Genomic DNA, 23,475 nt, shown 5'->3' on the forward strand with positions numbered 1-23,475 from the left:
ATCAGACCCTCAGCAGGAGGTGTTCGCGCTCCCAGGAACTGATCACCGACTGGTACGCGAACAGTTCCGATTCCTTGATCGCGTAGAACACGTCGAAGAAGTCCTCGCCGAGGTGATTGCGGACCGCCTTGCAGTGGCTGAACCGATCGAGCGCGCTTTCGAGCGTGCGCGGCAAGGTGCGCGCGCGGTTGTAGGCGCTGCCTTGCAGGCTCTTGGGCGGCTGCATCCGCTCCGTCATGCCGACATAGCCGCAGATGAGCGAGGCGGCGATCGCGAGATACGGGTTCGAATCCGCGCCGGGGAGGCGGTTTTCGATGCGGCGGTTCTTCGCGTCCGACACCGGGATGCGAAGCCCGCAGGAGCGGTTGTCGCTGCCCCACTGCACGTTGATCGGCGCGTCGCTGTCCGGCCGCATCCGGCGGAACGAGTTGACGTTGGGTGCGAACATCGGCGTGATCTGCGGCAGCAGGCGGACGAGGCCCGCGATATAGCTGCGGAACAGTGCGCTGTCGCGGCCGTTGGGCGTCGTGAACAGGTTGCGGGCCGTATCCGCGTCCAGCAGCGACTGGTGGATGTGCATCGAGCTGCCGGGCTGGTCCGACATCGGCTTGGCAAGGAAGGTCGCGTAGACGCCGTGCTCCAGCGCGACCTGCCGGACGATGCGCTTGAACAGCAGCACCTGATCGGCGAGCGCGAGCGGATCGCCGTGCACGAAGTTGATCTCGAGCTGCGCGGCGCCGGACTCGTGGATCATCGTGTCGATGTTGAGCTCGGCCTTCTCGCAGAAGTCGTAGATGTGCTCGATGATGTCCTCGAACTCGCCGAGCGCTTCGAGGCCGTAGGGCTGGCTCGCGGTTTCGGAGCGGCCGGAACGGCCCACGGGGGGCGTCAGCGGGAAGTCGGAATCGAGGTTCTTGGAGACGAGGTAGAATTCGAGTTCCGGCGCGATCACCGGCTTCCAGCCGCGGCGCTCGAAAAGGTGCAGCACCTTCTTCAGGATCATGCGCGGCGCGATGGCGAGCGGCTTGCCGTCTCGCGTGAAGGCATCGGCGATCACGTAGGCCGTCGGCGTCCTGAAACCCGGCGCCTCGCGGATCGTCGCCGGATCGGGCACCAGCACCATGTCCGGGTCGTAATCCGGAATGATGTTATTGATATCGTCCGGATACTCGCCCGTGACGGTGACGGTGAAGACGCTGCCCGGAATGCGGAGCGTCTGGTCGGTGAGCGACTTCAGGAACTTGCCGGCGGGCAACACCTTGCCGCGCTGGATGCCGTTCATGTCGGGGACGATGCACTCGACCTCGCTGATCCCGCGCTCACTGATCCAATTGGCAATCTCGGCTGACATGATCGGAAAAACCCCCATACCGCGCTCATACTGCGCGTGGGGCGGGCACTTGACCAGTGAGATTTGCTGGAGCGGGGGGTATCGGTTTTTCCGATGGGTCGGCGCGGCCTGTATCCGTCTGGCGTTCGCATGGGGCGCCCGCTATCGTTCCGGCAATTCATTCATCGTGGAGCCGACATGCGCGAACCCAATGATCTGTCTGCGTTCTGGATGCCGTTCACCAACAATCGCGCCTTCAAGCAGACGCCGCGCCTGCTCGCGGCAGCGGAGGGTATGCACTACACATCGTCGGACGGCCGCAGCATCCTCGATGCGACGGCGGGCCTCTGGTGCGTGAACGCCGGGCATTGCCGCACCGAGATCGTCGAGGCGATTCGGGACACGGCGGCGCGCTTCGATTTCGGGCCGACCTTCCAGCTCGGCCACCCGCTGGCGTTCGAGCTCGCCTCGAAGCTCGGGATGATCATGCCGGAGGGGCTCGACCGCATCTTCTTCACGAACTCGGGCTCGGAGTCGGTGGACACGGCGCTCAAGATCGCCCTCGCCTACCAGCGGGCGCGCGGGCAGGGCAGCCGCACGCGCTTCATTGGGCGGGAGCGCGCCTATCACGGCGTCGGCTTCGGCGGCATTTCGGTGGGCGGCATCGTCGGCAACCGCAGGCAGTACGGCACGATGCTGGGCGGGGTCGATCACCTGCGCCACACGCACGACCTTGCCCGCAACGCGTTCAGCCGGGGACAGCCGGCGCACGGTGTGGAGCTTGCCGACGACATCGAGCGGCTCGTCGCGCTGCACGGCGCGGACACGATCGCTGCGGTGATCGTCGAGCCGGTGGCGGGCTCCACCGGCGTGCTGGTGCCGCCGGTCGGCTACCTCGAACGCGTGCGCGAACTTTGCACCAAACACGACATCCTGCTGATCTTCGACGAGGTGATCACCGCGTTCGGGCGCGTCGGCAAGGCGACGGCGTCCGAGCGCTTCGGCGTGACGCCGGACATCATCACGATGGCGAAGGGCCTCACCAACGCCGCCGTACCGATGGGCGCCGTGGCGGCGGGCCGCCACGTCTACGACACGGTGGTGGAGAACGCGCCGGAAGGCATCGAGCTGTTCCACGGCTATACCTATTCGGGCCATCCGCTCGCCGCCGCCGCGGGCCTCGCCACGCTTGCCATCTATGAAGAGGAGCGGCTGTTCGAGAAGGCGATCGCGCTCGAGGCGTATTGGGGCGATGCCGTCCACGCGATGAAGGGCCTGCCGCACGTCATCGACTGCCGGAACATCGGTCTCGTCGCCGGAATCGAGCTGGAGGCCCGCCCGGGCGCGCCGACGAAGCGCGCGATGGAGGCGTTCCACCGTGCCTTCGACAGCGGTCTCCTCATTCGCGTGACGGGCGACATCATCGCGCTGTCGCCGCCGCTGATCCTCGAGAAGGCGGACATCGACGAGATATTCGGCCGTCTCGCGGACATATTGAAGACCATCGACTGACGGCTTGACCGGAAACGCCGGGCTCAGCAGGTTCGCGCGCATGTCGACGGCACCGAACCCGGCCGAGCGCGCCGAACGCGCCCGCACCTTCCTGAAGACGCACCCCGGCAATGCCGATGCGCTGCGCGCGCTCGGCGCCGCGCTGCGCGGCATGGGCGAGGACGCGGCGGCCGAGGAAGCCGAACTGGACGCGATCCGGGCCTCGACGCGCGACCCGGTGCTGATCGAGGCGGCCGCCGCGCTCCTCGACAACGACATCCCGGTCGCCGAGCGCATCCTCCGCGCGCGGTTGAAGGAAAAGCCGACCGATGTTGCAGCGATCCGCATGATGGCGGAGATCGCTGGGCGGCTCGGGCGCTATGGAGACGCCGAGACGCTGCTGCGGCGCGCGCTTGCGCTTGCGCCCGCGTTCGTGGCGGCGCGCGCCAACCTCGCGACCGTGCTCCACCGCCAGAACCGTTCCGCGGAGGCCATCGCGGAACTCGACCGGCTGCTGGAAGGCGATCCCGAAAACGCCGCGCACCGCAACCTGAAGGCCGCCGCGCTCGGACGCATCGGCGGCTATGAGGAGGCGATCGCGCTCTACGAGTCGGTGCTGGCCAGCCATCCTGCGCAGCCGCGTGTGTGGATGAGCTACGGCCACGTGCTGAAAACCGTGGGCCGGCAGGCGGACTCCATCGCGGCGTATCGCAAGGCGCTCGAACACGCGCCGGGTCTCGGCGAGGTCTGGTGGAGCCTCGCCAACCTCAAGACCGTACGCTTCGCGGATGCCGACATCGCGGCGATGCAGGCCGCGCTGGACGGCGGCGGCATCAGCGACGACGACCGCTTCCACCTGCACTTCGCGCTCGGCAAGGCGCTGGAGGACGCGAAGGAGGACGCGAAGGACGCCGAGCGGTCGTTCGGCCACTATCTGAAGGGCAATGCGCTGCGCAAGGCGATGCTCGACTATGACGCCGGCGAGGTCAGCCGCCTCGTCCGCAGCGCGGCGGCGCTGATGAGCGAGGTGTTCTTCGCTGAGCGGCAGGGCGCAGGCTGCCCGGCGCCTGATCCGATTTTCATCCTCGGTATGCCGCGCGCGGGCTCGACGCTGATCGAGCAGATCCTCTCCTCGCATCCGATGATCGAGGGGACGCAGGAACTGCCCGACATCGCGGCGATGGCGCGGCAGCTCGGCGGCCGCAAGACGCGCGATGCGGACTCCGCCTATCCCGCCTGCCTCGTGGACCTGTCGGCGCACGCGCTTGCCGAACTCGGCGCCGAGTATCTCGAACGCACGCGCATCCACCGCAAGACCGGCCGGCCGGTGTTCATAGACAAGATGCCGAACAACTGGGCGCATACCGGGTTCATTCACCTGATCCTGCCGAATGCGAAGATCATCGACGCGCGCAGGCATCCGCTCGGCTGCTGCTTTTCCAATTTCAAGCAGCATTTCGCGCGCGGGCAGGCCTTCAGCTACGATCTCGGCGATGTCGGCCGCTACTACCGCGACTACGTGACGATGATGGCGGTGATCGACGGCGCGCTGCCCGGCCGGGTGCACCGCGTGTTCTACGAGGACATGGTCAGATCGACCGAAACCGAGGTGCGGCGCCTGCTCGACTATGTCGGCGTGCCCTTCGATCCCGCCTGCCTGCGTTTCTTCGAGAACGACCGCGCGGTGCGCACTGCAAGCTCGGAGCAGGTGCGGCAGCCGATCAACCGCGAGGGCATGGCGCAATGGCAGGCGTTCGAGCCGTGGCTGGAGCCGTTGAAGACAGAACTCGGCCCCGTGCTCGCGGCGTATCCGGAAGTGCCGCCGCCCGCTTCGCTGTTGCAATAATGTGACGCCGGGCTGGTAATATGACAGCTGTATAATAAAGCCCGCCAGACCCGAATTGACCGCCGTTCTCCGTGGGTTCACTCTTCCGCCCGGGACAGCATAACGCTGAGAGGGGGATAAGGGTGTATCTGCGAAATCATGTGACATTCACGGCTGCGGCCGCCGCCGGCGCGCTGCTCGGTTCCACCATGCTGACGGCGCCGGCGCTTGCGCAGGAGGCGCAGGAAAATCTCGGCGACGTCATCATCGTCACCGCGCAGAAGCGCGAGGAGAACCTCCAGGACGTGCCGATCGCGGTCGTCGCGCTCGGCACGCAGAAGCTCCAGCAACTCCAGGTGCAGGACTTCGACGACTACGCGCGCTTCCTGCCGAGCCTTTCCTACCAGTCGTTCGGCCCCGGCACCTCGACCATCTATTTCCGCGGTGTCGCATCGGGCGAGAACGCCAACCATTCGGCCTCGCTGCCGTCGGTCGGCGTCTATCTCGACGAACAGCCCGTCACGACGATTCAGGGCAATCTCGACATCCACGTCTACGACATCGCGCGCGTGGAGGCGCTCGCGGGTCCGCAGGGCACGCTCTACGGCGCGTCGAGCCAGGCGGGAACCGTCAAGATCGTCACCAACCGTCCGGACACGAGCGGCTTCTACGGCGCGGTCGATGCCGAGGTGAACACCGTCGCGCACGGCGATCCCGGCTATGTGCTGGAAGGGTTTATCAACGCGCCGCTTTCCGGCAATGCCGCGATCCGCGTCGTCGGCTGGTACGACAAGGACGGCGGCTATATCGACAATGTTCCGGGCACGATCACCTTCCCGATCAACCAGTATGACGAGGAAGGCGACATCGTAGATCTGCCCGGCGACGACATCAGCTTCTCCAACGCCGCGTTCGTCGAGGACAACTACAACGAGGTCGAGACCTACGGCGCCCGCGTGGCGCTCCAGATTGATCTCGACGAGAACTGGACGGTCCTGCCGTCGATCATGGGCCAGAAGCAGAAGTCCCGCGGCTCGTTCTGGCAGGAATCGGGCCTTGGCGATCTCCAGGTCCAGCAATACAATCCGGAACGGATGAACGACCGCTGGTTCCAGGCGGCGCTGACCATCGAAGGCAAGATCGGCAACTGGGACCTGACCTATGCGGGCGCCTACATGAAGCGCAAGGTCAACACCGAGTCCGATTACGTCGATTACGCCTATTTCTACGATGCGCTGGCCGGCTACGCCCAGTATTTTACCGACAACGACGGCAATCAGGTCAATCCGAACCAGTATATTCAGGGCATCGACCGCTTCACGAAGCAGAGCCACGAACTGCGCATCGCCTCGCCGAGCAACCTGCCGCTGCGGTTCATCGGCGGCGTGTTCTACCAGCGGCAGTCGCACAACATCGAGCAGAACTACATCATCGACAACATCGCCGATGCGATCACCGTTCCGGGCACCGACAGCGACATCTGGCTGACGAAGCAGCTCCGCATCGACCGCGACTATGCGGCGTTCGGCGAACTTTCCTACGATGTGACCGAGAAGCTGACCCTGACCGGCGGTATCCGTGTCTACAAGTACAAGAACTCGCTCGAGGGTTTCTTCGGGTACAGCGACGGGTTCAGCAGCCGCACCGGCGTGGCGGCGTGTTTCAGGGACGAAGACGACAACCTGCTGCCGCCGACGGTCAAGGGCAGCCCCTGCACCAACCTCGACAAGACGACGTCTGACACGGACTTCATCCACAAGCTGAACGCGACCTACAAGCTGACGGACGACGCGCTCGTCTACGCCACGTGGTCGCGCGGGTTCCGGCCCGGCGGCATCAACCGGCGCGGCACGCTGCCGCCCTATGGCGCCGATACGCTCGACAACTATGAGCTCGGCTGGAAGACGACATGGGCGGGCGGGCTGTTCCGCTGGAACGGCGCCGTCTATTACGAGACGTGGAAGGACATCCAGCTCTCGTTCCTCGGCGCCAACGGCCTCACCGAAATCCGCAACGCGGGCGATGCCCGCATCTGGGGTATCGAGAGCGATATCTTCATCCGGGCCTCGGACGGCCTGACCTTCAACGCGGGTTTCAGCTACAACGACGCGCAGAGCACGAAGGATTTCTGCAAGTTCGCCAACACGTCGTTCGATTGCACGATTCCCGGACCGGACGGGGACGACAACGAGCTGCTGGCGCCTTCGGGCACGCGTCTGCCGGTGTCGGCGAAGTTCAAGGGCAATGCGTTCGCGCGCTACGAGTTCCCTGTCGGTTCGCTGAACGCGCATCTTCAGGGCGGCCTCGTCTACGAAGGCAAGCGCACCAGCGACCTTCGCCTCCTGGAACGCGCCATCGTCGGCTCGCTTCCCTCCTACACGACGGTGGACGTGAGCGCCGGCGTGGCGTTCGAGAGATGGTCGATCGAGCTTTACGCCCGCAACCTGTTCGATTCGCGCGGGCAGGTGACGCGGACGGTGCAGTGCGGCGAAACCATCTGCGGCGATCCGGACGGCGTCACCGCGATGGGCGGCAAGTTCTACACGGTGGTGACGACGCCGCGGACGATCGGTCTCAAGGTCGGCACCAAGTTCTGATCCGGCGCGGCGGGGACCGCTGATGCAAGACAGGGGTTCCGTCGCCCGTCCGCTGGGTTTCTGGATGGCGCTCGCGCTGGTCATGGGCAACATGATCGGCTCGGGCGTCTTCATGCTGCCCGCGAGCCTCGCGCCCTTCGGCTGGAATGCCGTCTACGGATGGGTGCTGACCATCGCGGGATCGCTTTGCCTCGCCTACGTGTTCGCATCGCTGGCGCGGGAGATGCCGCACGCGGGCGGTCCGCACGGTTTCGTCGAGGCCGCGTTCGGACATCTGCCCGCGTTCATGATCAGCTGGTCCTACATCGTTTCCATTCTGGTCGCGGTGGCGGCGCTGGCGACGGCGGGCGTCAGCTACCTCAGCGCCTTCGCGCCCGGCATCGCCGCGACCTCCGGCGCTCCCGCGGCGCTCGCCGTGTCGCTGCTGTGGGCGATCATCCTGCTGAACCTGCGCGGTGCGGGCGCGGCAGGGCGCTTCCAGCTCCTGACGCTCGGCCTCAAGCTGCTGCCGCTCGTCGCCATCGTGGTGATCGCGGCGATGGTGTTCGCGGAAGGGACGCCGCCCGCGACGCCCTATGCGGCGGAGACGATCTCGATGGGCGCGATCAATGCCACCGCGACGCTGACGCTGTGGGCGATGCTCGGTTTCGAATCCGCCTGCGTGCCGCAGGACAAGGTGGACCGCCCGCACATCACGATCCCGCGCGCGACGATGGCGGGCACGCTCATCGTGGGCGTCATCTATCTGGTGGTCTGCACCGCGGTGATCATGCTGATGCCGGCCGCGACCGTGGCGCAATCGAACGCGCCGTTCGCAGACGTGATCGCCGGCTACTGGGGCGAGGGCGCCGCGCTCACCGTGGCGCTGTTCGCGGTGGTGAGCGCGATCGGCGCGCTCAACGGCTGGATTCTTCTCGCCGGGGAATACCCGCTCACCATGGCGCGCAAGGGCGACTTCCCGCGCCCGTTCGGGGTGGCGAACGCGCGAGGCACGCCCGTGTTGGGCATCCTGATCAGCGGCGTGTTCATCACGGCGCTGGTGCTTTCGAACTACACGCGCACCATGTCCGGCCTGTTCACGTTCATGGCGCTGCTGTCCACCTCGGCGACGCTGGTGCTCTATTTCGCGTGCGCTGCGGCGGCGATCCGGCTGATGCTCCTGCGGCGGCTGACGACGACGCCCACGCTCGCGGTGCTGACGCCGCTCGGGCTCATCTACGCGGTGTGGACGTTCCACGGTGCGGGCGCCGAAGCGAACGGCTGGGCGCTCGTTCTGCTCGTCGCCGGACTTCCGGTTTATCTGCTCGTGCGCCGTCAAAAAGCAATGCGCGGAACATAACGGGGCGCGACAGATCGTTGACGCGCCGATATAGAATCCTCGCAGCTTTGGGAGGATGAGCTTGGCGCGCGCGCAGTTTCAACGTCTCGATCCGGACCTTCGGAGACAGAGCCTGATCAATGCGACCGCGCGCTGTCTTGCCCGCTATGGTGTCGGCGGTTCCTCGGTCCGCGTGATCTGCGCCGAGGCGGGTGTTTCGGCAGGGCTGCTGCGCCATTATTTCGCCGGTATCGACGAGCTGATCGCCGAGACCTACGCCGATGTGGGCGAGCGCCTCGTCGCCACGATGGCGGCGGCGGCGGACAATGCGGGCCCAGATCCGCGCGACCAGCTTCGTGCGTTCGTGATGGCAAGCTTCAAGCCGCCGATCGCCGATCCGGACATGCTGGCGACGTGGCTCGCCTTCTGGAGCCTGATCAAGACGGATGCGCGCATCCGCGAACTGCATACCAGGAACTATGCAAGCCACCGGATTCCCGTGGAGAAGATGGTCGCAAAAATCCTGGGACCGGAGGCGAGCCGTGTCGACGTGCGCCTGACCGCGGTGGGCGTGACGGCGCTGGTCGACGGGCTCTGGCTCGAGCTTTGCCTCGATTCGTCGAGCTTTACGCCGGAAGAGGCGGTGCGCATCGCCGACAAATGGCTGAACGCGCTGGTCGGCGACCCGCTGAAAGTGCTTGCGGACTGAGGGACGGATTTCTTACACCCGTATAACAGGTGGGAGAATGCCGATGTTCAGATCCGTGAAGCCGCTGTTCGCAGCGACGTTGCTCGTTTCCATGCCGGCTGCTGCCGCAACCCCGGCGCAGGTCGATGGCGCGAAGGCCATGCTCGGCCGGTCCATCGCCTTTCCGACCGTCGCAGGGCGCGGACAAGTGCCGGAATATGCGGCGTATCTCGCCGGTGAATTGAAGACCGCGGGCTTCACCGACAGCGAGATCAGCATCGAGCCGCTCGGCGAGACCGCGTCGCTGATCCTGACGTGGAAGGGCGCAGGCAAGAAGAAGCCGATCGTGCTCAACGCGCACATGGACGTGGTCGAGGCGAAGCGCGAGGACTGGGAGCGCGACCCGTTCGTGATGGCGGAAGAGGGCGGCTACCTCTTCGGGCGCGGTATCAGCGACAACAAGTTCGACGTGGTGATGCTCGTGCAGACGCTGATGAGCCTGAAGCGCGAGGGCTTCAAACCCTCCCGCGACATCGTGCTGTTCCTGACCGGCGACGAGGAAACCGCGCAGAAGACCGTGGCGGCGATCGCTCCCCGCTACAAGGACGCGGCGATGGTGCTGAACGGCGACGGCGGCGGCGGAACGCTCGGCGCGGACGGGAGGCCGCTCTATTACACGATGCAGACGGCGGAGAAGACCTACGCCGACTACAAGCTGACCGTGACCGATCCCGGCGGCCATTCGAGCGCGCCGCGCGCCGAGAATGCGATCCTGGAGCTGGGCGCGGCGCTGAAGCGGATCGCCGATGCGCCGTTCCCGCCCGAAACCAGCGAGACGACGCGCGCCTATTTCGCCGAATCGGCGAAGCGGACGCCGGGCGAGGCCGGCGAGGCGATGGCGCGCTTCGCCGCCGATCCGAACGATACGGCCGCCGCTGACGTCCTCGCGAAATATCCCGAGCATATCGGGACGACGCGTACGACCTGCGTGCCGACCATGATCGAGGGCGGCCACGCCGAAAATGCGCTGCCGCAGCGCGCGGTCGCCAACATCAACTGCCGTATCTTCCCCGGCACCGCGCCGGAGGCGGTGCGCCAGCGGCTCCAGCAGCTCGCGGGCAGCAAGGTGGCGGTGACGCTGCCGGAACCGTTCCCGCAAAGCTCGACCTCACCGCTGCTTCCCGAGCTGAATGCCGCGCTCCGCAAGGCGGTGGACGGGCGCGCGAAGGGGCTTTCGATCATCCCCAGCATGTCGGCGGGCACGACGGACAGCCTGTTCTTCCGCGCGTCCGGTATCCCGAGCTACGGCGTGTCCGGCCTGTTCATGAAGCCGGACGACGAGTTCGCCCACGGCCTCAACGAACGTGTGCCGGCGGATGCCATCGGTCCGGCGCTCGACCACTATCGAACACTGCTGACCACGCTCGCGCGGTAGGCTATGGAAGCACGGATGGTTCCCGTGCTTTCCATTTCCGGTCTTTCGAAAACCTACGCAGGCGGCTTTACTGCGCTGAAGTCCGTCGATCTCGAAATCCGCAAGGGCGAGATTTTCGCGCTGCTCGGGCCGAATGGTGCGGGCAAGACGACGCTGATCTCCATCGTCTGCGGAATCGTGACGCCGACGACCGGTACGGTGATCGCCGACGGGCACCACATCCAGCGCGACTACCGCGCCGCGCGGATGAAGATCGGGCTGGTGCCGCAGGAGCTTCATACCGACGCCTTCGAGACCGTGTGGGCGACGGTGAGCCTCAGCCGGGGCATGTTCGGCCGCGCGCCCAACCCGGCGCTCATCGAGCAGATCCTGAGGGACCTGTCGCTGTGGGAAAAGCGCAATTCGAAGATCATGGAGCTGTCGGGCGGCATGAAGCGGCGCGTGATGATCGCGAAGGCGCTGAGCCACGAGCCGGAAATCCTGTTCCTCGACGAGCCGACCGCGGGCGTCGACGTCGAGCTGCGCCGCGACATGTGGACCCTCGTGCGCGGCCTTCGCGAACGCGGCGTCACCATCATCCTCACCACGCACTACATCGAGGAGGCCGAGGAGATGGCCGACCGCGTTGGCGTGATCAACAAGGGCGAGCTGATCCTTGTCGATGAAAAGGCCGCGCTGATGAAGAAGCTCGGCCGCAAGACGCTGACGCTGAACCTCGCCGAGCCGCTCGCCGCGCTTCCCCCCGAACTCGGCGAATGGAACCTGAAGCTGAAGGCGGACGGCAACGAGATCGAGTACGAGTTCGACGCGAACGCCGAGCGTACCGGTGTGCCTTCGCTGCTCCGGCGCATGAGCGACATCGGCCTCGGCTTCAGGGACCTCAACACGGAGCAAAGCTCTCTCGAAGACATTTTCGTCGGCCTTGTCAGTGAGCGGCAGGAGGCACGGCCGTGATCTTCAACCGCCATGCCGTCTGGGCGATCTACAGGTTCGAGCTGGCGCGCTTCCGGCGGACGGTCTGGACGAGCCTCATCACGCCCGTCATCACGACGACGCTCTACTTCATCGTGTTCGGCTCGGCGATCGGTTCCCGGATGCAGGAGGTCGGCAGCGTGCCCTACGGCGCGTTCATCGTGCCGGGACTGATGCTGCTGACGATGATGACCGAAAGCATCTCCAACGCCTCGTTCGGCATCTACATGCCGAAATGGGTCGGGACGATCTACGAGTTGCTCTCCGCGCCGATCTCGGCGTTCGAGATCGTGCTCGCCTACGTGGGCGCGGCGGCGACGAAATCGGTGATCCTGGGTCTCGTGATTCTGGCCACGGCGAACCTGTTCGTCGACATCGACATCGTGCACCCGCTCTGGATGATCCTGTTCATGGTGCTGATGGCGGTGACGTTCTGCCTGTTCGGCTTCATCATCGGCATCTGGGCGAAGAACTTCGAGCAGCTCCAGATCATTCCGCTGCTCGTGGTGATGCCGCTCACCTTCCTTGGCGGCGCCTTCTATTCGATCGACATGCTGCCCGCCGCGTGGCGCACGGCAACGCTGTTCAACCCGATCGTCTACCTGATGAGCGGCTTCCGCTGGAGCTTCTTCGGCAAGGGCGACGTCAGCATCGAACTCAGCCTCGCGGCGATGTTCGGCTTCCTCACCCTCTGCCTCGCCATCGTCTGGTGGATATTCAGGACGGGATACCGGCTGAAGAGCTGACCGCAGGCGCGTCTTCGTCCTCGCGCTTCCGCACGATCAGCAGGTACATGACCGGCGTCACGATGCGGCTGAGCAGCGTCGAGGAGATGAGCCCGCCGATGATCACCCATGCGAGCGGCGAGTAGAGCGCCGAGCCGCCGAGCGCGAGCGGCATCAGGCCGCCGATCGCCGTCACCGAGGTGAGGAGCACGGGGAGGAAGCGGATTTCGCCGGCCTGCTCGATGGCTTCGCGCAGACCGAGCCCGCGCTCGCGTAGCTGCGTGGTGAAATCGACGAGCAGGATCGAGTTCTTGATCTCGATGCCGATCAGCGCGACGAAGCCGATGATGCCCATGTAGCTCATCGGATAGCCGGTGAGCAGCAAGGCGATGATGCCGCCGAACATGCCGAGCGGGATGACGCCCGCGACCACCGCGACCTCGCGGAAGCGGCCGAACTCCGCGACGAGCACCGCCATGATGCTGAACAGCGCGAGCAGCAGGATGCTGCCGATGCCGTCGAAGCTCTGCGCGCTCGCCTCGGCCTCGCCGCCGACGCCGAGCTTGTATCCGGCCGGAAGCTGCAATTTCTGCAGGCGCGCGACGACGTCCGTGTTGACGCGGGACGTGAGGTAGCCGGCCTGTGTCCACGCCGTGACGGTGGCGGTGCGCTCGAGCTGGAAGCGGTCGATGCGCGGCGGCACGCTCTTCAGCCGCGGCTCGGCGATCTCGGCGATCGGAATGGCGCCGCCGCCGGACGAGGCGACATAGACCGACTGGAGCGCGGACACGGGCTGGCGGTCCGCCATCGGCAGGCGGACGACGACGGGGTAGGTGTCGCCTTCGTCGTCGCGGAAGTTCGCTGCGCGTTCCCCGGCGATGGCGAGGCGGAGCGCGCGGCGCGGTTCGCCCGGCGCAACGCCGAGCAGCGCGGCCTTGTCCGCATCGAGCCCGAGATCGAGATCGACCCGGTCCACGGCGAGCGGGTTGTCGATGTCGCGGGTGCCGGGGGTCGCGCGGATGACCGCAGCGACCTCGCGCGCGATGTCGCGCAGCTTCGTGTTGTCCGGGCCGCTGATGCGGATGGCGATGGGCGCGTCGATGGGCGGGCCGTTCTCGAACTTGCGCACGGTGATCCGCGCATCGGGATCGCCTGTGAATTTCGCGCGCAGCCGGTCGAGCATGGCGTCGCTTTCGCCCGCGATCCATTCGCCGAGTACGACGAAGATCGCACCCTTGCGCGACTCCTCGGTCAGCGAGCGGACGTTGTAATAAACCTGCGGATTGCCGGCGCCGGAATTCTCCATGTAGGCGGTGACGCTGCCTTCCTTCGCCACCTCGGCCGCGACGCGCCGGATGATGCGGTCGGTGGCCGCGACGCTGGTGCCTTCCGGCGCTTCGACCTCGACCATGAAATAGGGCGCGTCCGACGCCGGGAACAGCTGCCAGCCCGCGACCGGGATGAGGCCGAGCGCGCCGATGCACAGCGCCATCGAAACGGCGAGCGTGCGGCGCGGCTTTTCGAGCGCGTAATGCAGCACCGGCGCGTAGAGGCGGTGGATGCCCCGCGTCAGCGCCTTGAGGATCGGGTTGCCCTCCGGGTCGTCGTCGCGGCGCAGGACACGGCTGGCGAGGAAGGGGATGATCGTCAGCGAGACGACGAGCGAGGCGCCGACGGTGTAGATGACGGCAAGCGGCAACGAGCGCGTGAACTCGCCCGCGCCGCCGGGAAGGAACACGAGCGGCAGGAACGCGAACAGCAGCACGCCGGTCGATCCGAACACGGCGGCGGCGATCTCTTTCGTGCCGGAAAGCGCAGCGGCGGCGCGGTCCGCGCCCATGCGGAGGTGACGTGAGATGTTCTCGGTGACGACGATCGAATCGTCGACGATGAGGCCGAGCGCGAGGATGAAGCCCGAAACCGAGAGCTGGTTCAGCGAAAAGTCGAACACGTAGAGCAGCAGCACGCCGGTCGCGAGGCTGAGCGGGATCGAGATCATCACGATCATCGAGGCGCGCGGGCCGAGCGGCAGCAGCGTGATGAGCACGAGGCCGAGCGCGATCGCGAAGTCGCGCGCGAGCGTGTCGAGCCGGTTCCGGATGTCGCGCGACTGGTCGAAGCCGAGCTCGAGCGTCACGTCGGGCGGAAGCTGGCTGCGCGCCTCGGCGAGCGAGGTCTCGATCAGCTTGCGGAGCGCGAGGACGTTGCCGTTCTCCTTCTGCATCGCGGTGACGAAGACGGCGCGCTTGCCGTTGAAGCGCGTGATGTGCGTGTGCTCTTCGGTCGCCCAGTCGACCGCCGCCACGTCGCCGACGCGGACGAGCGTGCCGTTCTCGGCGCGGATCGGGATCGCGCGGATCTCGGCGAGGTCGCGGTAGGCGCCGCCCGCGTCGAGATTGAGCCGCTGCTCGCCCGAATGGACGGTTCCGGCGGGAAGATCGACGCCGCCGCGCTGGAGCGCATCGATGAGCGCCGAGGGCGGGATGTGGAGCTGCGCGAGGCGGCCGCTGTCGATGGCGATGCGGACCTCGGGGGCTGGCAGGCCGTAGATGTCGGTGGAGCGCACGCCGTCGATGCGGCTCAGCCGCTCGGCAAGGTCGGTGGCGTATTTCTCCATGCGCCGCCATGACGCCGTTTCGCTGACGAGCGCGAGCTGGACCACGGCGGCGTCGCTGGTGCGCACCTTCAGATATTCGAGGCTGGTGAGCCCGGCGGGCAGGCGATCGCGGATGGCGCTGATGTCGCGCACGACCTCGTCGAAATGCTGTTCGGGGTCGCCGCCCCATTCGAACTCGGCGCTGATGACCACCGAGCCGTCCTTCGATGTCGATTCGACATCGACGATGCCGTCGAGCCCCTGGATGATCTCCTCGATCGGCTTGGCGACGGTTTCCTCCATGTCCTGCGCGTCCGCGCCCGGCTGCGCGGCGACGACGAGCACGACCGGAATCGGCAGGTGCGGATCGACCGCGCGCGGGATGGCGAGGAAGGCGTTGATCCCGAGCGCGGCGAGCAGCGTGAAGAGGACGAGCGTCAGCTGCCAGCGGCCGACGGCGAAAGCGGCGAGGTTCATGCGCCGGGCACGGTTGCCGTCACGCGGCTGCCGTCGGCGAGCTGGCTGATGCCGGTGACGGCGACGCGTTCCCCGGCCCTGAGCCCGGCGAGGACCACGACGCCCCGGTCACTCGTGGCCCCGGTGACGATGCGGCGCGGGTTCACCCGCTCTCCCTCGGTGTCGAGCACATAGACGAATGCCTCGCCGGCGCGGGCCGCGAACACGGCGCTGCTCGGCACGATCATGGTCCCGCCGCCGCCGCTGCCGCGCACGGCAAGCGTCGCATGGCCGATCTGGCCGGACCGCAGCGCCGGGTTCGGCGGCAGCGCCAGCTCGACGGCGAAGGTGCCGGTGCGGTCGTCGGCGCGCCCGGCGACCTCGATGATGCGTGCGGCGATCGGCGCGGGGCCGAGCGCGGCGATGTCGACGGGAACGCTCCCCGTACGGACGATGCCGGCGGCCTGCACGTCGGTGACGGGTACGCGCAGCACGAAGCCGTCGCGGTCGTCGCCGAAGCTGATCACCGGCGTTCCGGCGTTCACGACCTGGTTCACCTCCGCCGAGCGGCGCAGGATATGGCCGTCCGCAGGTGCGGCGATACGGGCGGTGCTGGCGGCGAAATGCGCGGAGGTGGTTGCGGCTGCCGCCGCGCGATAGGCGGCTTCGGCGCTGTCAAGCCGTGCCCGCGTCAGCCAGCCTTTCGCGAACAGGTCGCGCGCGCGTGCGAGGTCCGCCTCGGCGCGCGTGCGTTCCGCAGCGGCGGCGGCGAGGTCGGCGCCAACGGTGGTGGTGTCGAGCGCGGCGAGGAGCTGGCCCTTCCGCACGCGGTCGCCTTCCTCGACGGCGATGGCGGCGATGCGCCCCGGCGTCGTGAAGCCGAGGTCGATCTCGCGTCGTAGCCGCACGGTTCCCGCTGCCCTGAACGTGTCGGCGGCTTCGGCAGGAACCACCTCCGCGACCCGAATCGCAACGGGTGCGGCCTCGCGCGGCTGTGCGGCCTCGTCGTTCGCCGAACACGCGGCCAGTGCAACACAGAAGGCCGCAACGAGGGGCCGAACGGACTTCATACCGGCTTGATCCACTTCCGAGTCGTACTCAGGACCAATACTGGACCGGTGAGTTCAAAAAAGATAGCCTTCAACGATGGAAGGCGACACTTCATCGCGGAGCACGGAAAGCGGCGGCCGCGGTCGCCCGGTCAGCCTGAAGAAGCGGCGGGCGGTGATCGCGGCGGCGCAGCGGCAGTTCCTGAGGAACGGTTATGCGGCGACGAGCATGGATGCCGTCGCGGATGCGGCCGGCGTCTCCAAGCTGACCGTCTACAACCACTTCGGCAGCAAGGCCGAGCTTTTCGCCGCCGTGATCGAGGCGAAGTGCGAGGAGATGTTCGGCGCGGTCGACATCGCGGTCAGCGGGGCCGATGTGCGCGCCGGGCTGATCGCGGTGGGGCACAGCTTCCTCTGGCTCGTCCTCGATCCCGACGCCGTGGCGGCGCACAATCTCATCGTGCAGGAGCGCGAGCGCGCGCCCGAACTCGGCAGGCTGTTCTACGAAAGGGCTGTGCTGGCGACCTCGCGCCGGGTCATGCGGATTCTCGAAACCTATGCGGCACGCGGCGACATCCGCCTCGCCGATCCGCAGAAGGCCGCGTTCGACCTCTTGTCGCTGCTGCGCGCGCATCCGACGCTCGTGATCGAACTCGGCGTCGATCCGTTTACCGCAGCCGAACTCGATGCCCATATCGCGCACGTCGTGGACCTCATGCTGAAGGCCTGGCGCTAGCACGGAAGGCTCAGCTGAGCCGGATGCCTGCGGCCCCGGCGACCTCCTGCACATACTGCCATGCGACGCGGCCAGAACGCCCGCCGCGTCCGGTCGCCCACGCGACCGCGGCCTGCGGGTCGATGTCGAGGCCGTAGGCGCGGCCGTAGGTCTCGACCATCGCCACATAGGTGGTCTGGTCGCAGGCGTGGAAGCCGAGCGACAGGCCGAAGCGATCGGCAAGCGCGAGGCGATCATCGAGCACGTCGCGCGCGTTGATGCTGTTCGCAAGCTCGTTCTCGCGCATCTCGCGCGGCACGATGTGGCGGCGGTTCGAGGTGACGTAGAAACGGCAATTGTCGGGCCGCGCCTCGATGCCGCCTTCGAGCACCGAGCGCAGGCGCCGGTACTGGCGCTCGTCGGTATCGAAGCTGAGATCGTCGCAGAACAGCACGAAGGCGCGGTCCAGATTCGCGAGGCGGCGCAGCAGCAGCGAGACGTCGGCGATGTCGTCGCGCTCGATCTCGACGAGCGCGATCCTCTCGCCCGCTGCCTGAAGGTGCGCGACCGCCGATTTCACGAGGCTCGACTTGCCCATGCCGCGCGAGCCCCAGAGCAGGATGTCGTGCGCGGGCAGCCGCTTCGCCAGCCGCTCGGTGTTGCGGAGCACGGCGTCGCGCTGCGCGTCGATGCCGACGTAGCGGTCGAGCGGCTGGGCATGGAGGGCCGTGACGGGACGCAGCACACCGTGATCCCACGCATAGGCGGGGGCGTCCGGGGTCTCCTCGACGGTCGTCCGGGGCGGCGCGAGCCGCTCCAGCGCATCGGCGATACGTCCGAGAAGGCTGATTTCAGGGGATTCAGGCGTTTTCATTGCGTCTCGCTCTTGCATTTGTATAGTCGCGCGCCAAATCGCAGCCACACGCTTTCGAAAGCAAGGGTCTCAATGCTCATTTCTCCAGCCTATGCGCAAGCCGCGGGGGCGGCGCCGGGAGGCGGCGCGACTTTCCTCAATGCCATCATGCCGTTTCTCCTCATCATCCCGATCTTCTACTTCCTGCTGATCCGCCCGCAACAGCGGCGGTTGAAGCAGCACCGCGAGATGGTCGCGGGCGTGAAGAAGGGCGACACGGTGGTGACGGCGGGCGGCCTGATCGGCAAGGTCGCGAAAGTGACCGACGACGAGGTCGAGGTCGAGCTTGCCCCGTCCACGAAGGTCCGCGTCGTCAAGGGAACGCTTTCCGAGGTTCGCACCGCCGGGACCGGCAAGCCCGCCAACGACACGGCCGCCTGAAGGTTGAACGCCCGCCATGCTTGAATTCTCCAAGGCGAAGATCTGGTCGATCATCGCCGTGCTCGTCGCGGGCGTGATCTTCGCGCTCCCCAACGCTTTCCCCGAAGAGCAGGTCCAGGCCTGGCCGAGCTGGGCGCCGAAGAAGCAGATGAACCTCGGCCTCGACCTCCGGGGCGGCAGCCACATTCTGCTCGAGGCGAACGCCGAGGGGCTTGCCCGCGCCAACCTCGACAAGATGGAGGAGGACGCGCTTTCCGAGCTGCGCCGCGCCGAGGGCGGGGCGATCGCGGTGGGCGACGTCAGCAACCGCGGCGGGCGGGTGAGCTTCCTCGTGCGCAATGTTGACGATGTTGACCGCGCGGTGGACTTGTTGCGCAACCTCTCGATGCCGATCGGCGTCACCGGGCAGCGCAGCTTCAACGTCGAGGTGACGGACGGCAACCGCATCGTGCTGACGCAAACTTCGGCGGGGCGCACGCAGGCGATGGAAAGCGCGATGACGCAGGCCGTCGAAGTCATCCGCCGCCGCATCGACGAGCTCGGCACGCGCGAGCCGACGATCATCCGGCAGGGCAGCCAGCGCATCGTCGTGCAGGTGCCGGGCCTCCAGGACCCCTCGGCGCTCAAGCAGCTTCTCGGCAAGACCGCGCAGCTCGAATTCAAGCTCGTCGACCTCGACGCCGATCCGGCGGACGTCGCCGCGGGCCGCGCGCCGGCGGGCAGCCAGATCCTGCCGATGGCGGACAGCGGCCAGCCCATCGCCGTGAAGCGCCGCGCGATCATCACCGGCGACCAGTTGATGGACGCGCAGCAGACGCTCCAGCAGGGCCAGTGGGTGGTCAATTTCCGCTTCGACAGCACCGGCGGCCGCCGCTTCGCGCGCGTCACGCAGGAGAATGTCGGCAAGCCGTTCGCCATCATCCTCGACAACCGCGTCATCAGCGCGCCCAACATCAACGAGCCGATCCTCGGCGGATCGGGCGTCATTTCCGGCAGCTTCAACGCGGAAAGCTCGAACGAGCTGGCGATCCTGCTGCGCTCGGGCAAGCTGCCCGTCGAGCTGAAGGTAGTGGAGGAGCGCACGGTCGGCCCCGATCTCGGCGCCGACTCGATCCGCGCGGGCACCATCGCGTCCATCGTCGCGGTGATCGCGGTGGGCATCTTCATGCTCGCCACCTACGGGCGGTTCGGCGTCTACGCGAACATCGCGCTGGTGCTGAACGTCATCCTGATCCTCGCGGTCATGTCGCTGACCGGCGCGACCATGACGCTGCCCGGCGTCGCGGGCATGGTGCTCACCATCGGCGCGGCGGTCGACGCCAACGTGCTCATCAACGAACGCATACGGGAAGAGCAGCGAAAGGGCAGGAATTCCCGCGCGGCGGTCGAGAACGGCTTCAAGGAAGCCAGCCGCACGATCTGGGACGCGAACACCATGAACCTGATCGTCGCCGCCGTGATGTTCGCCTTCGGCTCCGGCCCGATCAAGGGCTTCGCCGTGGTTCTCACCATCGGCATCGTCACCTCCGTGTTCACGGCCGTGACCGTCGGACGCCTGTTCATCGTCAACTGGCTGAACCGCACGCGGCCTGCCACCATCGTGATCTGATCGGACCCAGTCTATGCGGCTCCTGAAAATCGTTCCGGACAACACCAACATCCGCTTCGTGCGGCTGCGCTGGATCGCGTTCGCCGTCACCGCCATCCTGACGCTCAGCTCGATCGCGCTTCTGGTGACGCGCGGGCTCAATTTCGGTGTCGACTTCGTCGGCGGCCTGATGATGGAGGTGAAGTTCGAAGAGGCCGTGAAGCTCGACGAGCTTCGCAGCACGGTGGACAACCTCGGCGTCGGATCGTCGGCGCTCCAGAACTTCGGCGGCCCCGACACCGTTCTCGTGCGCCTGCCGCTTCCGCCGGGCGACGACGCGGCGGTGCAGAAGGTCGTGCAGAATGTGCAGACCGCGATCAGCACCAATCATCAGGACGCCTCGTTCCGGCGCGTCGAGACGGTGAGCGGCAAGGTTTCCGAGGAGCTGATCCGCAACGGCATCATCGCCATCGTGCTTTCGATGGGGGCGATCGCGGTGTTCTCGTGGTTCCGCTTCGAATGGCATTTCGGCGTCTCGACCATCGTCGCGCTGGTGCACGACGTGACGGTCACGCTCGGCTTCTTCGCGCTGACGCAGCTCGAGTTCGATCTCAACATCGTGGCCGCGGTGCTGACGATCATCGGCTATTCGCTGAACGACAAGGTCGTCATCGACGACCGCATCCGCGAGAACCTGCGCAAGTACCGGCAGATGGACATCGGCCCGCTGATCGACCTCTCGGTGAACGAGACGCTGTCGCGCACCTACGCGACGACGATGGCGCTGACGCTGGCGCTCGGCTCGCTGCTCATCCTCGGCGGCGACGTGCTGTTCGGCTTCACCGCCGCGATGCTGCTCGGCATCGTCGTCGGCACCTACTCGTCGGTGTTCGTCTCGTCCTCGCTGCTGATCTCGCTCGGCGTCGGGCCGCAGACGTTCGCACCGGTCGAGACCGGCGCGGCGGAGAAGGTCGGCAGCCGCTAGGCGTGCCGCTCGAACTCCAGACCGGCCCGCGCGGCGTCCATCGCATCGACGCGATCCGGGGCGGGAAGTTCGTCGTGGCCGGGGAGGCCCGCGCGGGAAGCATCCTGATCTGGCCGGGCGGTATTCAGGACGCGGGCGACGCGCTGACCGTGGAGGCCTTCGCACCGCTGCTCGCGCTCGATCCGGCGCGGGAGGTCCTGATCGTCGGCACGGGCGCCGCGCTGCGCTGGCCCGATCAGGCGCTGCTCGATGCGCTCGCCGCGCGCGGGGCGGGGGTTGACGTCATGACGTCGCAGCTTGCCGCGCGCACCTACAACGTGCTGGCGGGCGAAGGCCGTCTCGTCGGCGCCCTACTGCTCGCGCTCGGAGCCTGAAGCCAGCCCTCGCAGGTGCTCGTGCAGCGTGTCCGTATTGGTCTTCCAGTCGAAGCGGAGCGCCGAGGCGCGCACGGCCTCGGGCGCCGGCGGTGCGGCGAGCACGGCGCGGATCGCCTCGGCGAAGGCCGCGGGGCGCGCATCGTCGATCAGCGTCCCGGCCTCGGGGCGGTCGACGACCTCGGCGGCGGCGCCGACGTTCGCCGTGACGACGGGCGTGCCGCTGGCGAGCGCCTCGACCCAGACGTTGGCGAGGCCCTCGCTCGACGACGCATGGACGAAGACGTCCGCGGCGGCCATCAGCGCGGGCATTTCGCCGTGATGCACCGCGCCGAGCAGCCGGACGCGCCCCGAAAGGCCGCGCTCGGCGATCATCGCTTCCAGTTTCCGCCGCTCGCGGCCTTCGCCGGCGATGAGCAGCGCGGCGTCCGGCAGCAGCTCCGCCGCGCCGATCACGATCTCGAACCGTTTCAGCGCCACGAGATTGCCGACCGCCAGCAGCAGCGGCCCGGACACGCCGAGCGCGGCCCTGGCGGCCGAACGGTCGGCAGGGCGGAAGCGGTCGAGTTCGATGCCCGTGCGGTGCACGCAGATCTTTTCGGGCGGCATCCCCATCGCGGCCATGTCGGCCTTCAGCGATTCGGAGACCGCGAGCAGGCCGTCGGCGGCGTTCGCGGCCTCCACCATCATCCGCCGCGCGGCGGGCCGCTCGCCCCACAGGCGGATGTCCGATCCCCGCGCCTTGATCGAGACGGGAATGCCGAACGTGCGGCCGAGCCGGACGGCGGCGGGACCGTCCGGCCAGAAGAACTCGCAGTCGATCACGTCCGGGCAGAAACCCTCGGCGATGAGATCGAGGAGCACGCGCCGGCCCGCCCGGCAGGCGAGCGCGGGATTGAAGCGCCAGCCGACGGCGGGGAGCAGCGGAAAGCGCGGCCAGAAGACCTCGATGCCATTATGTTCGCCGCGCCCCGGCAGGCGGGTGAGCGCGGCGTAGGGGCCGACCGGCAGGAACGTGCCGATGGGCGCGAGGACCTTGAGGTCGACATCGCCGCGCGCGGCGAGCCTTGCCGTCTGGCGCTCGACGAAACCGCCGAAATTCGGCTGCACGGCGTTGGGGTAAAGCGAGGAGAAGGTGAGGACGTTCAGCACGGCGACATGCTGATAGCGTCAGTATCCCGCGCCTGCCAACCCATCAGCGCTTGGCGCACCGTTCGCGACCCGTTAAGGAGTGCCGCATGACAGCTTCGCCCCGTACCGGCCGCACGACCGGCCGTGCCCTTCTGCTTCTCGCCGCCGCCGGCCTCGCGCTCGCCGCCTGCGCGGGCAAGAAGGGGCCGAACGTCGCCGACCGCAGCTACATCGCGCGCGACGTCGAGACGCTCTACAACTTCGGCAAGGATACGCTCGACAAGGGACGCTACAAGCAGGCGGCGCTGATCTTCGACGAGGTGGAGCGCCAGCATCCCTATTCGACATGGGCGCGGCGCGCCCAGCTGATGAGCGCCTTTTCCTATTATCTGGCGCGCGATTACCAGCAGTCGATCCTGTCCTCCCAGCGCTTCCTGTCGCTGCACCCCGGCAACAAGGACGCCGCCTACGCCTATTACCTGATCGCGGTCAGCTACTACGAGCAGATCGCGAACGTGCAGCGCGACCAGAAGATCACCGACCAGGCGCTTTCCGCGCTGACCGAGGTGACGCGCCGCTTCCCCGATTCGCCCTATGCCGCCGACGCGCGGATGAAGATCGACCTCGCGCGCGACCACCTCGCGGGCAAGGAGATGGAGATCGGCCGCTTCTACCAGCAGCGGCGCCAGTTCATCGCCGCCGCGTCGCGCTTCCGGAACGTCGTCGACAAGTACGACGTGACGAGCCACACGCCGGAGGCGCTGCACCGCCTCGTCGAGGTGTACCTCGCGCTCGGCCTGCGCGAGGAAGCCCGCAAGACGGCGGCGGCGCTCGGGTACAACTACCCCGGATCGAAGTGGTACGAGCGCAGCTATGCGCTCGTCGAACGCCACACCAGCGGCTGAG

Annotated in this window: 19 protein-coding genes; 14 read left to right on the forward strand and 5 right to left on the reverse strand. The window is 67.2% G+C overall.

The window, feature by feature from the left end; genetic code table 11:
• Position 1: 1 nt before the first annotated feature.
• Positions 2–1,351, reverse strand: a complete 1,350-nt coding sequence (locus PE061_RS14615) for a glutamine synthetase family protein (protein WP_271255982.1) — start codon at positions 1,349–1,351, stop codon at positions 2–4.
• Between the two features lie 177 nt (positions 1,352–1,528).
• Between PE061_RS14615 and PE061_RS14620 the strand changes: the two genes are divergently transcribed.
• The 8 genes from PE061_RS14620 to PE061_RS14655 all read left to right on the forward strand — a co-directional run bounded on the left by PE061_RS14620 (position 1,529) and on the right by PE061_RS14655 (position 12,402).
• A complete protein-coding gene (locus tag PE061_RS14620) occupies positions 1,529–2,842 on the forward strand; it encodes an aspartate aminotransferase family protein (RefSeq protein WP_271255983.1) in 1,314 nt (437 codons plus the stop codon).
• Between the two features lie 40 nt (positions 2,843–2,882).
• Positions 2,883–4,667: a tetratricopeptide repeat-containing sulfotransferase family protein gene (locus PE061_RS14625; RefSeq protein WP_271255984.1), complete on the forward strand. Its 1,785-nt coding sequence runs from the start codon at positions 2,883–2,885 to the stop codon at positions 4,665–4,667.
• 188 nt (positions 4,668–4,855) lie between these two features.
• A complete protein-coding gene (locus PE061_RS14630) occupies positions 4,856–7,243 on the forward strand; it encodes a TonB-dependent receptor (RefSeq protein ID WP_271259211.1) in 2,388 nt (795 codons plus the stop codon).
• 22 nt (positions 7,244–7,265) lie between these two features.
• Complete coding sequence (locus PE061_RS14635; protein WP_271255985.1) at positions 7,266–8,582, forward strand: amino acid permease; 1,317 nt, start codon at positions 7,266–7,268, stop codon at positions 8,580–8,582.
• Between the two features lie 55 nt (positions 8,583–8,637).
• The gene (locus PE061_RS14640) at positions 8,638–9,270 is read left to right on the forward strand and encodes a TetR family transcriptional regulator C-terminal domain-containing protein (protein ID WP_420794307.1); all 633 of its coding nucleotides are present in this window, start codon (positions 8,638–8,640) and stop codon (positions 9,268–9,270) included.
• Positions 9,271–9,313: 43 nt separating this feature from the next.
• Positions 9,314–10,684, forward strand: coding sequence for a M20/M25/M40 family metallo-hydrolase (locus PE061_RS14645; protein ID WP_271255987.1), 1,371 nt, complete (start codon positions 9,314–9,316; stop codon positions 10,682–10,684).
• 15 nt (positions 10,685–10,699) lie between these two features.
• Complete coding sequence (locus PE061_RS14650; protein ID WP_271255988.1) at positions 10,700–11,638, forward strand: ABC transporter ATP-binding protein; 939 nt, start codon at positions 10,700–10,702, stop codon at positions 11,636–11,638.
• Positions 11,635–12,402: an ABC transporter permease gene (locus PE061_RS14655; RefSeq protein ID WP_420794308.1), complete on the forward strand. Its 768-nt coding sequence runs from the start codon at positions 11,635–11,637 to the stop codon at positions 12,400–12,402. The genes PE061_RS14650 and PE061_RS14655 overlap by 4 nt, the downstream gene beginning before the upstream one ends.
• On the opposite strand, the gene PE061_RS14660 is transcribed toward PE061_RS14655, so the two are convergent.
• Entirely contained in the window at positions 12,374–15,454 is a 3,081-nt protein-coding gene (locus PE061_RS14660; RefSeq protein WP_271255989.1) for an efflux RND transporter permease subunit, read from the reverse strand. The genes PE061_RS14655 and PE061_RS14660 overlap by 29 nt on opposite strands.
• Positions 15,451–16,503 carry an efflux RND transporter periplasmic adaptor subunit gene (locus PE061_RS14665; protein WP_271255990.1) on the reverse strand — a complete coding sequence of 351 codons (1,053 nt, stop codon included), beginning with the start codon at positions 16,501–16,503 and terminating at the stop codon, positions 15,451–15,453. Before PE061_RS14665 ends, PE061_RS14660 begins: the two co-directional genes overlap by 4 nt.
• 76 nt (positions 16,504–16,579) lie before the next feature.
• Here PE061_RS14665 and PE061_RS14670 point away from each other — a divergent pair, with 76 nt between their 5' ends.
• Complete coding sequence (locus PE061_RS14670) at positions 16,580–17,218, forward strand: TetR/AcrR family transcriptional regulator (protein ID WP_271255991.1); 639 nt, start codon at positions 16,580–16,582, stop codon at positions 17,216–17,218.
• Between the two features lie 10 nt (positions 17,219–17,228).
• Here the strand turns inward: PE061_RS14670 and PE061_RS14675 are convergent, their stop codons facing one another.
• The gene (locus PE061_RS14675; RefSeq protein ID WP_271255992.1) at positions 17,229–18,071 is read right to left on the reverse strand and encodes an ATP-binding protein; all 843 of its coding nucleotides are present in this window, start codon (positions 18,069–18,071) and stop codon (positions 17,229–17,231) included.
• Between the two features lie 72 nt (positions 18,072–18,143).
• On the opposite strand from PE061_RS14675, the gene yajC reads away from it, so the two are divergent.
• Genes yajC through PE061_RS14695 form a run of 4 tightly spaced genes read left to right on the forward strand, consistent with a single transcriptional unit; the run spans position 18,144 to position 21,438 of the window.
• Positions 18,144–18,491 (forward strand): preprotein translocase subunit YajC, encoded by a 348-nt coding sequence (gene yajC / locus PE061_RS14680; protein ID WP_271255993.1) that lies wholly within the window; start codon positions 18,144–18,146, stop codon positions 18,489–18,491.
• 16 nt (positions 18,492–18,507) lie between these two features.
• Positions 18,508–20,100: a protein translocase subunit SecD gene (secD, locus tag PE061_RS14685; RefSeq protein ID WP_271255994.1), complete on the forward strand. Its 1,593-nt coding sequence runs from the start codon at positions 18,508–18,510 to the stop codon at positions 20,098–20,100.
• A 13-nt stretch (positions 20,101–20,113) separates the two neighbouring features.
• The gene (gene secF / locus PE061_RS14690) at positions 20,114–21,064 is read left to right on the forward strand and encodes a protein translocase subunit SecF (protein ID WP_271255995.1); all 951 of its coding nucleotides are present in this window, start codon (positions 20,114–20,116) and stop codon (positions 21,062–21,064) included.
• A gap of 2 nt (positions 21,065–21,066) precedes the next feature.
• Positions 21,067–21,438: an Mth938-like domain-containing protein gene (locus tag PE061_RS14695; RefSeq protein WP_271255996.1), complete on the forward strand. Its 372-nt coding sequence runs from the start codon at positions 21,067–21,069 to the stop codon at positions 21,436–21,438.
• Here PE061_RS14695 and PE061_RS14700 read toward each other — a convergent pair.
• Positions 21,415–22,590 carry a glycosyltransferase gene (locus PE061_RS14700; RefSeq protein WP_271255997.1) on the reverse strand — a complete coding sequence of 392 codons (1,176 nt, stop codon included), beginning with the start codon at positions 22,588–22,590 and terminating at the stop codon, positions 21,415–21,417. The genes PE061_RS14695 and PE061_RS14700 overlap by 24 nt on opposite strands.
• An 86-nt stretch (positions 22,591–22,676) precedes the next feature.
• Here PE061_RS14700 and PE061_RS14705 point away from each other — a divergent pair, with 86 nt between their 5' ends.
• The gene (locus PE061_RS14705; RefSeq protein WP_271255998.1) at positions 22,677–23,474 is read left to right on the forward strand and encodes an outer membrane protein assembly factor BamD; all 798 of its coding nucleotides are present in this window, start codon (positions 22,677–22,679) and stop codon (positions 23,472–23,474) included.
• Position 23,475 lies beyond the last annotated feature (1 nt).

It is taken from the genome of Sphingosinicella microcystinivorans (assembly GCF_027941835.1).
Classification (GTDB): domain Bacteria; phylum Pseudomonadota; class Alphaproteobacteria; order Sphingomonadales; family Sphingomonadaceae; genus Sphingosinicella.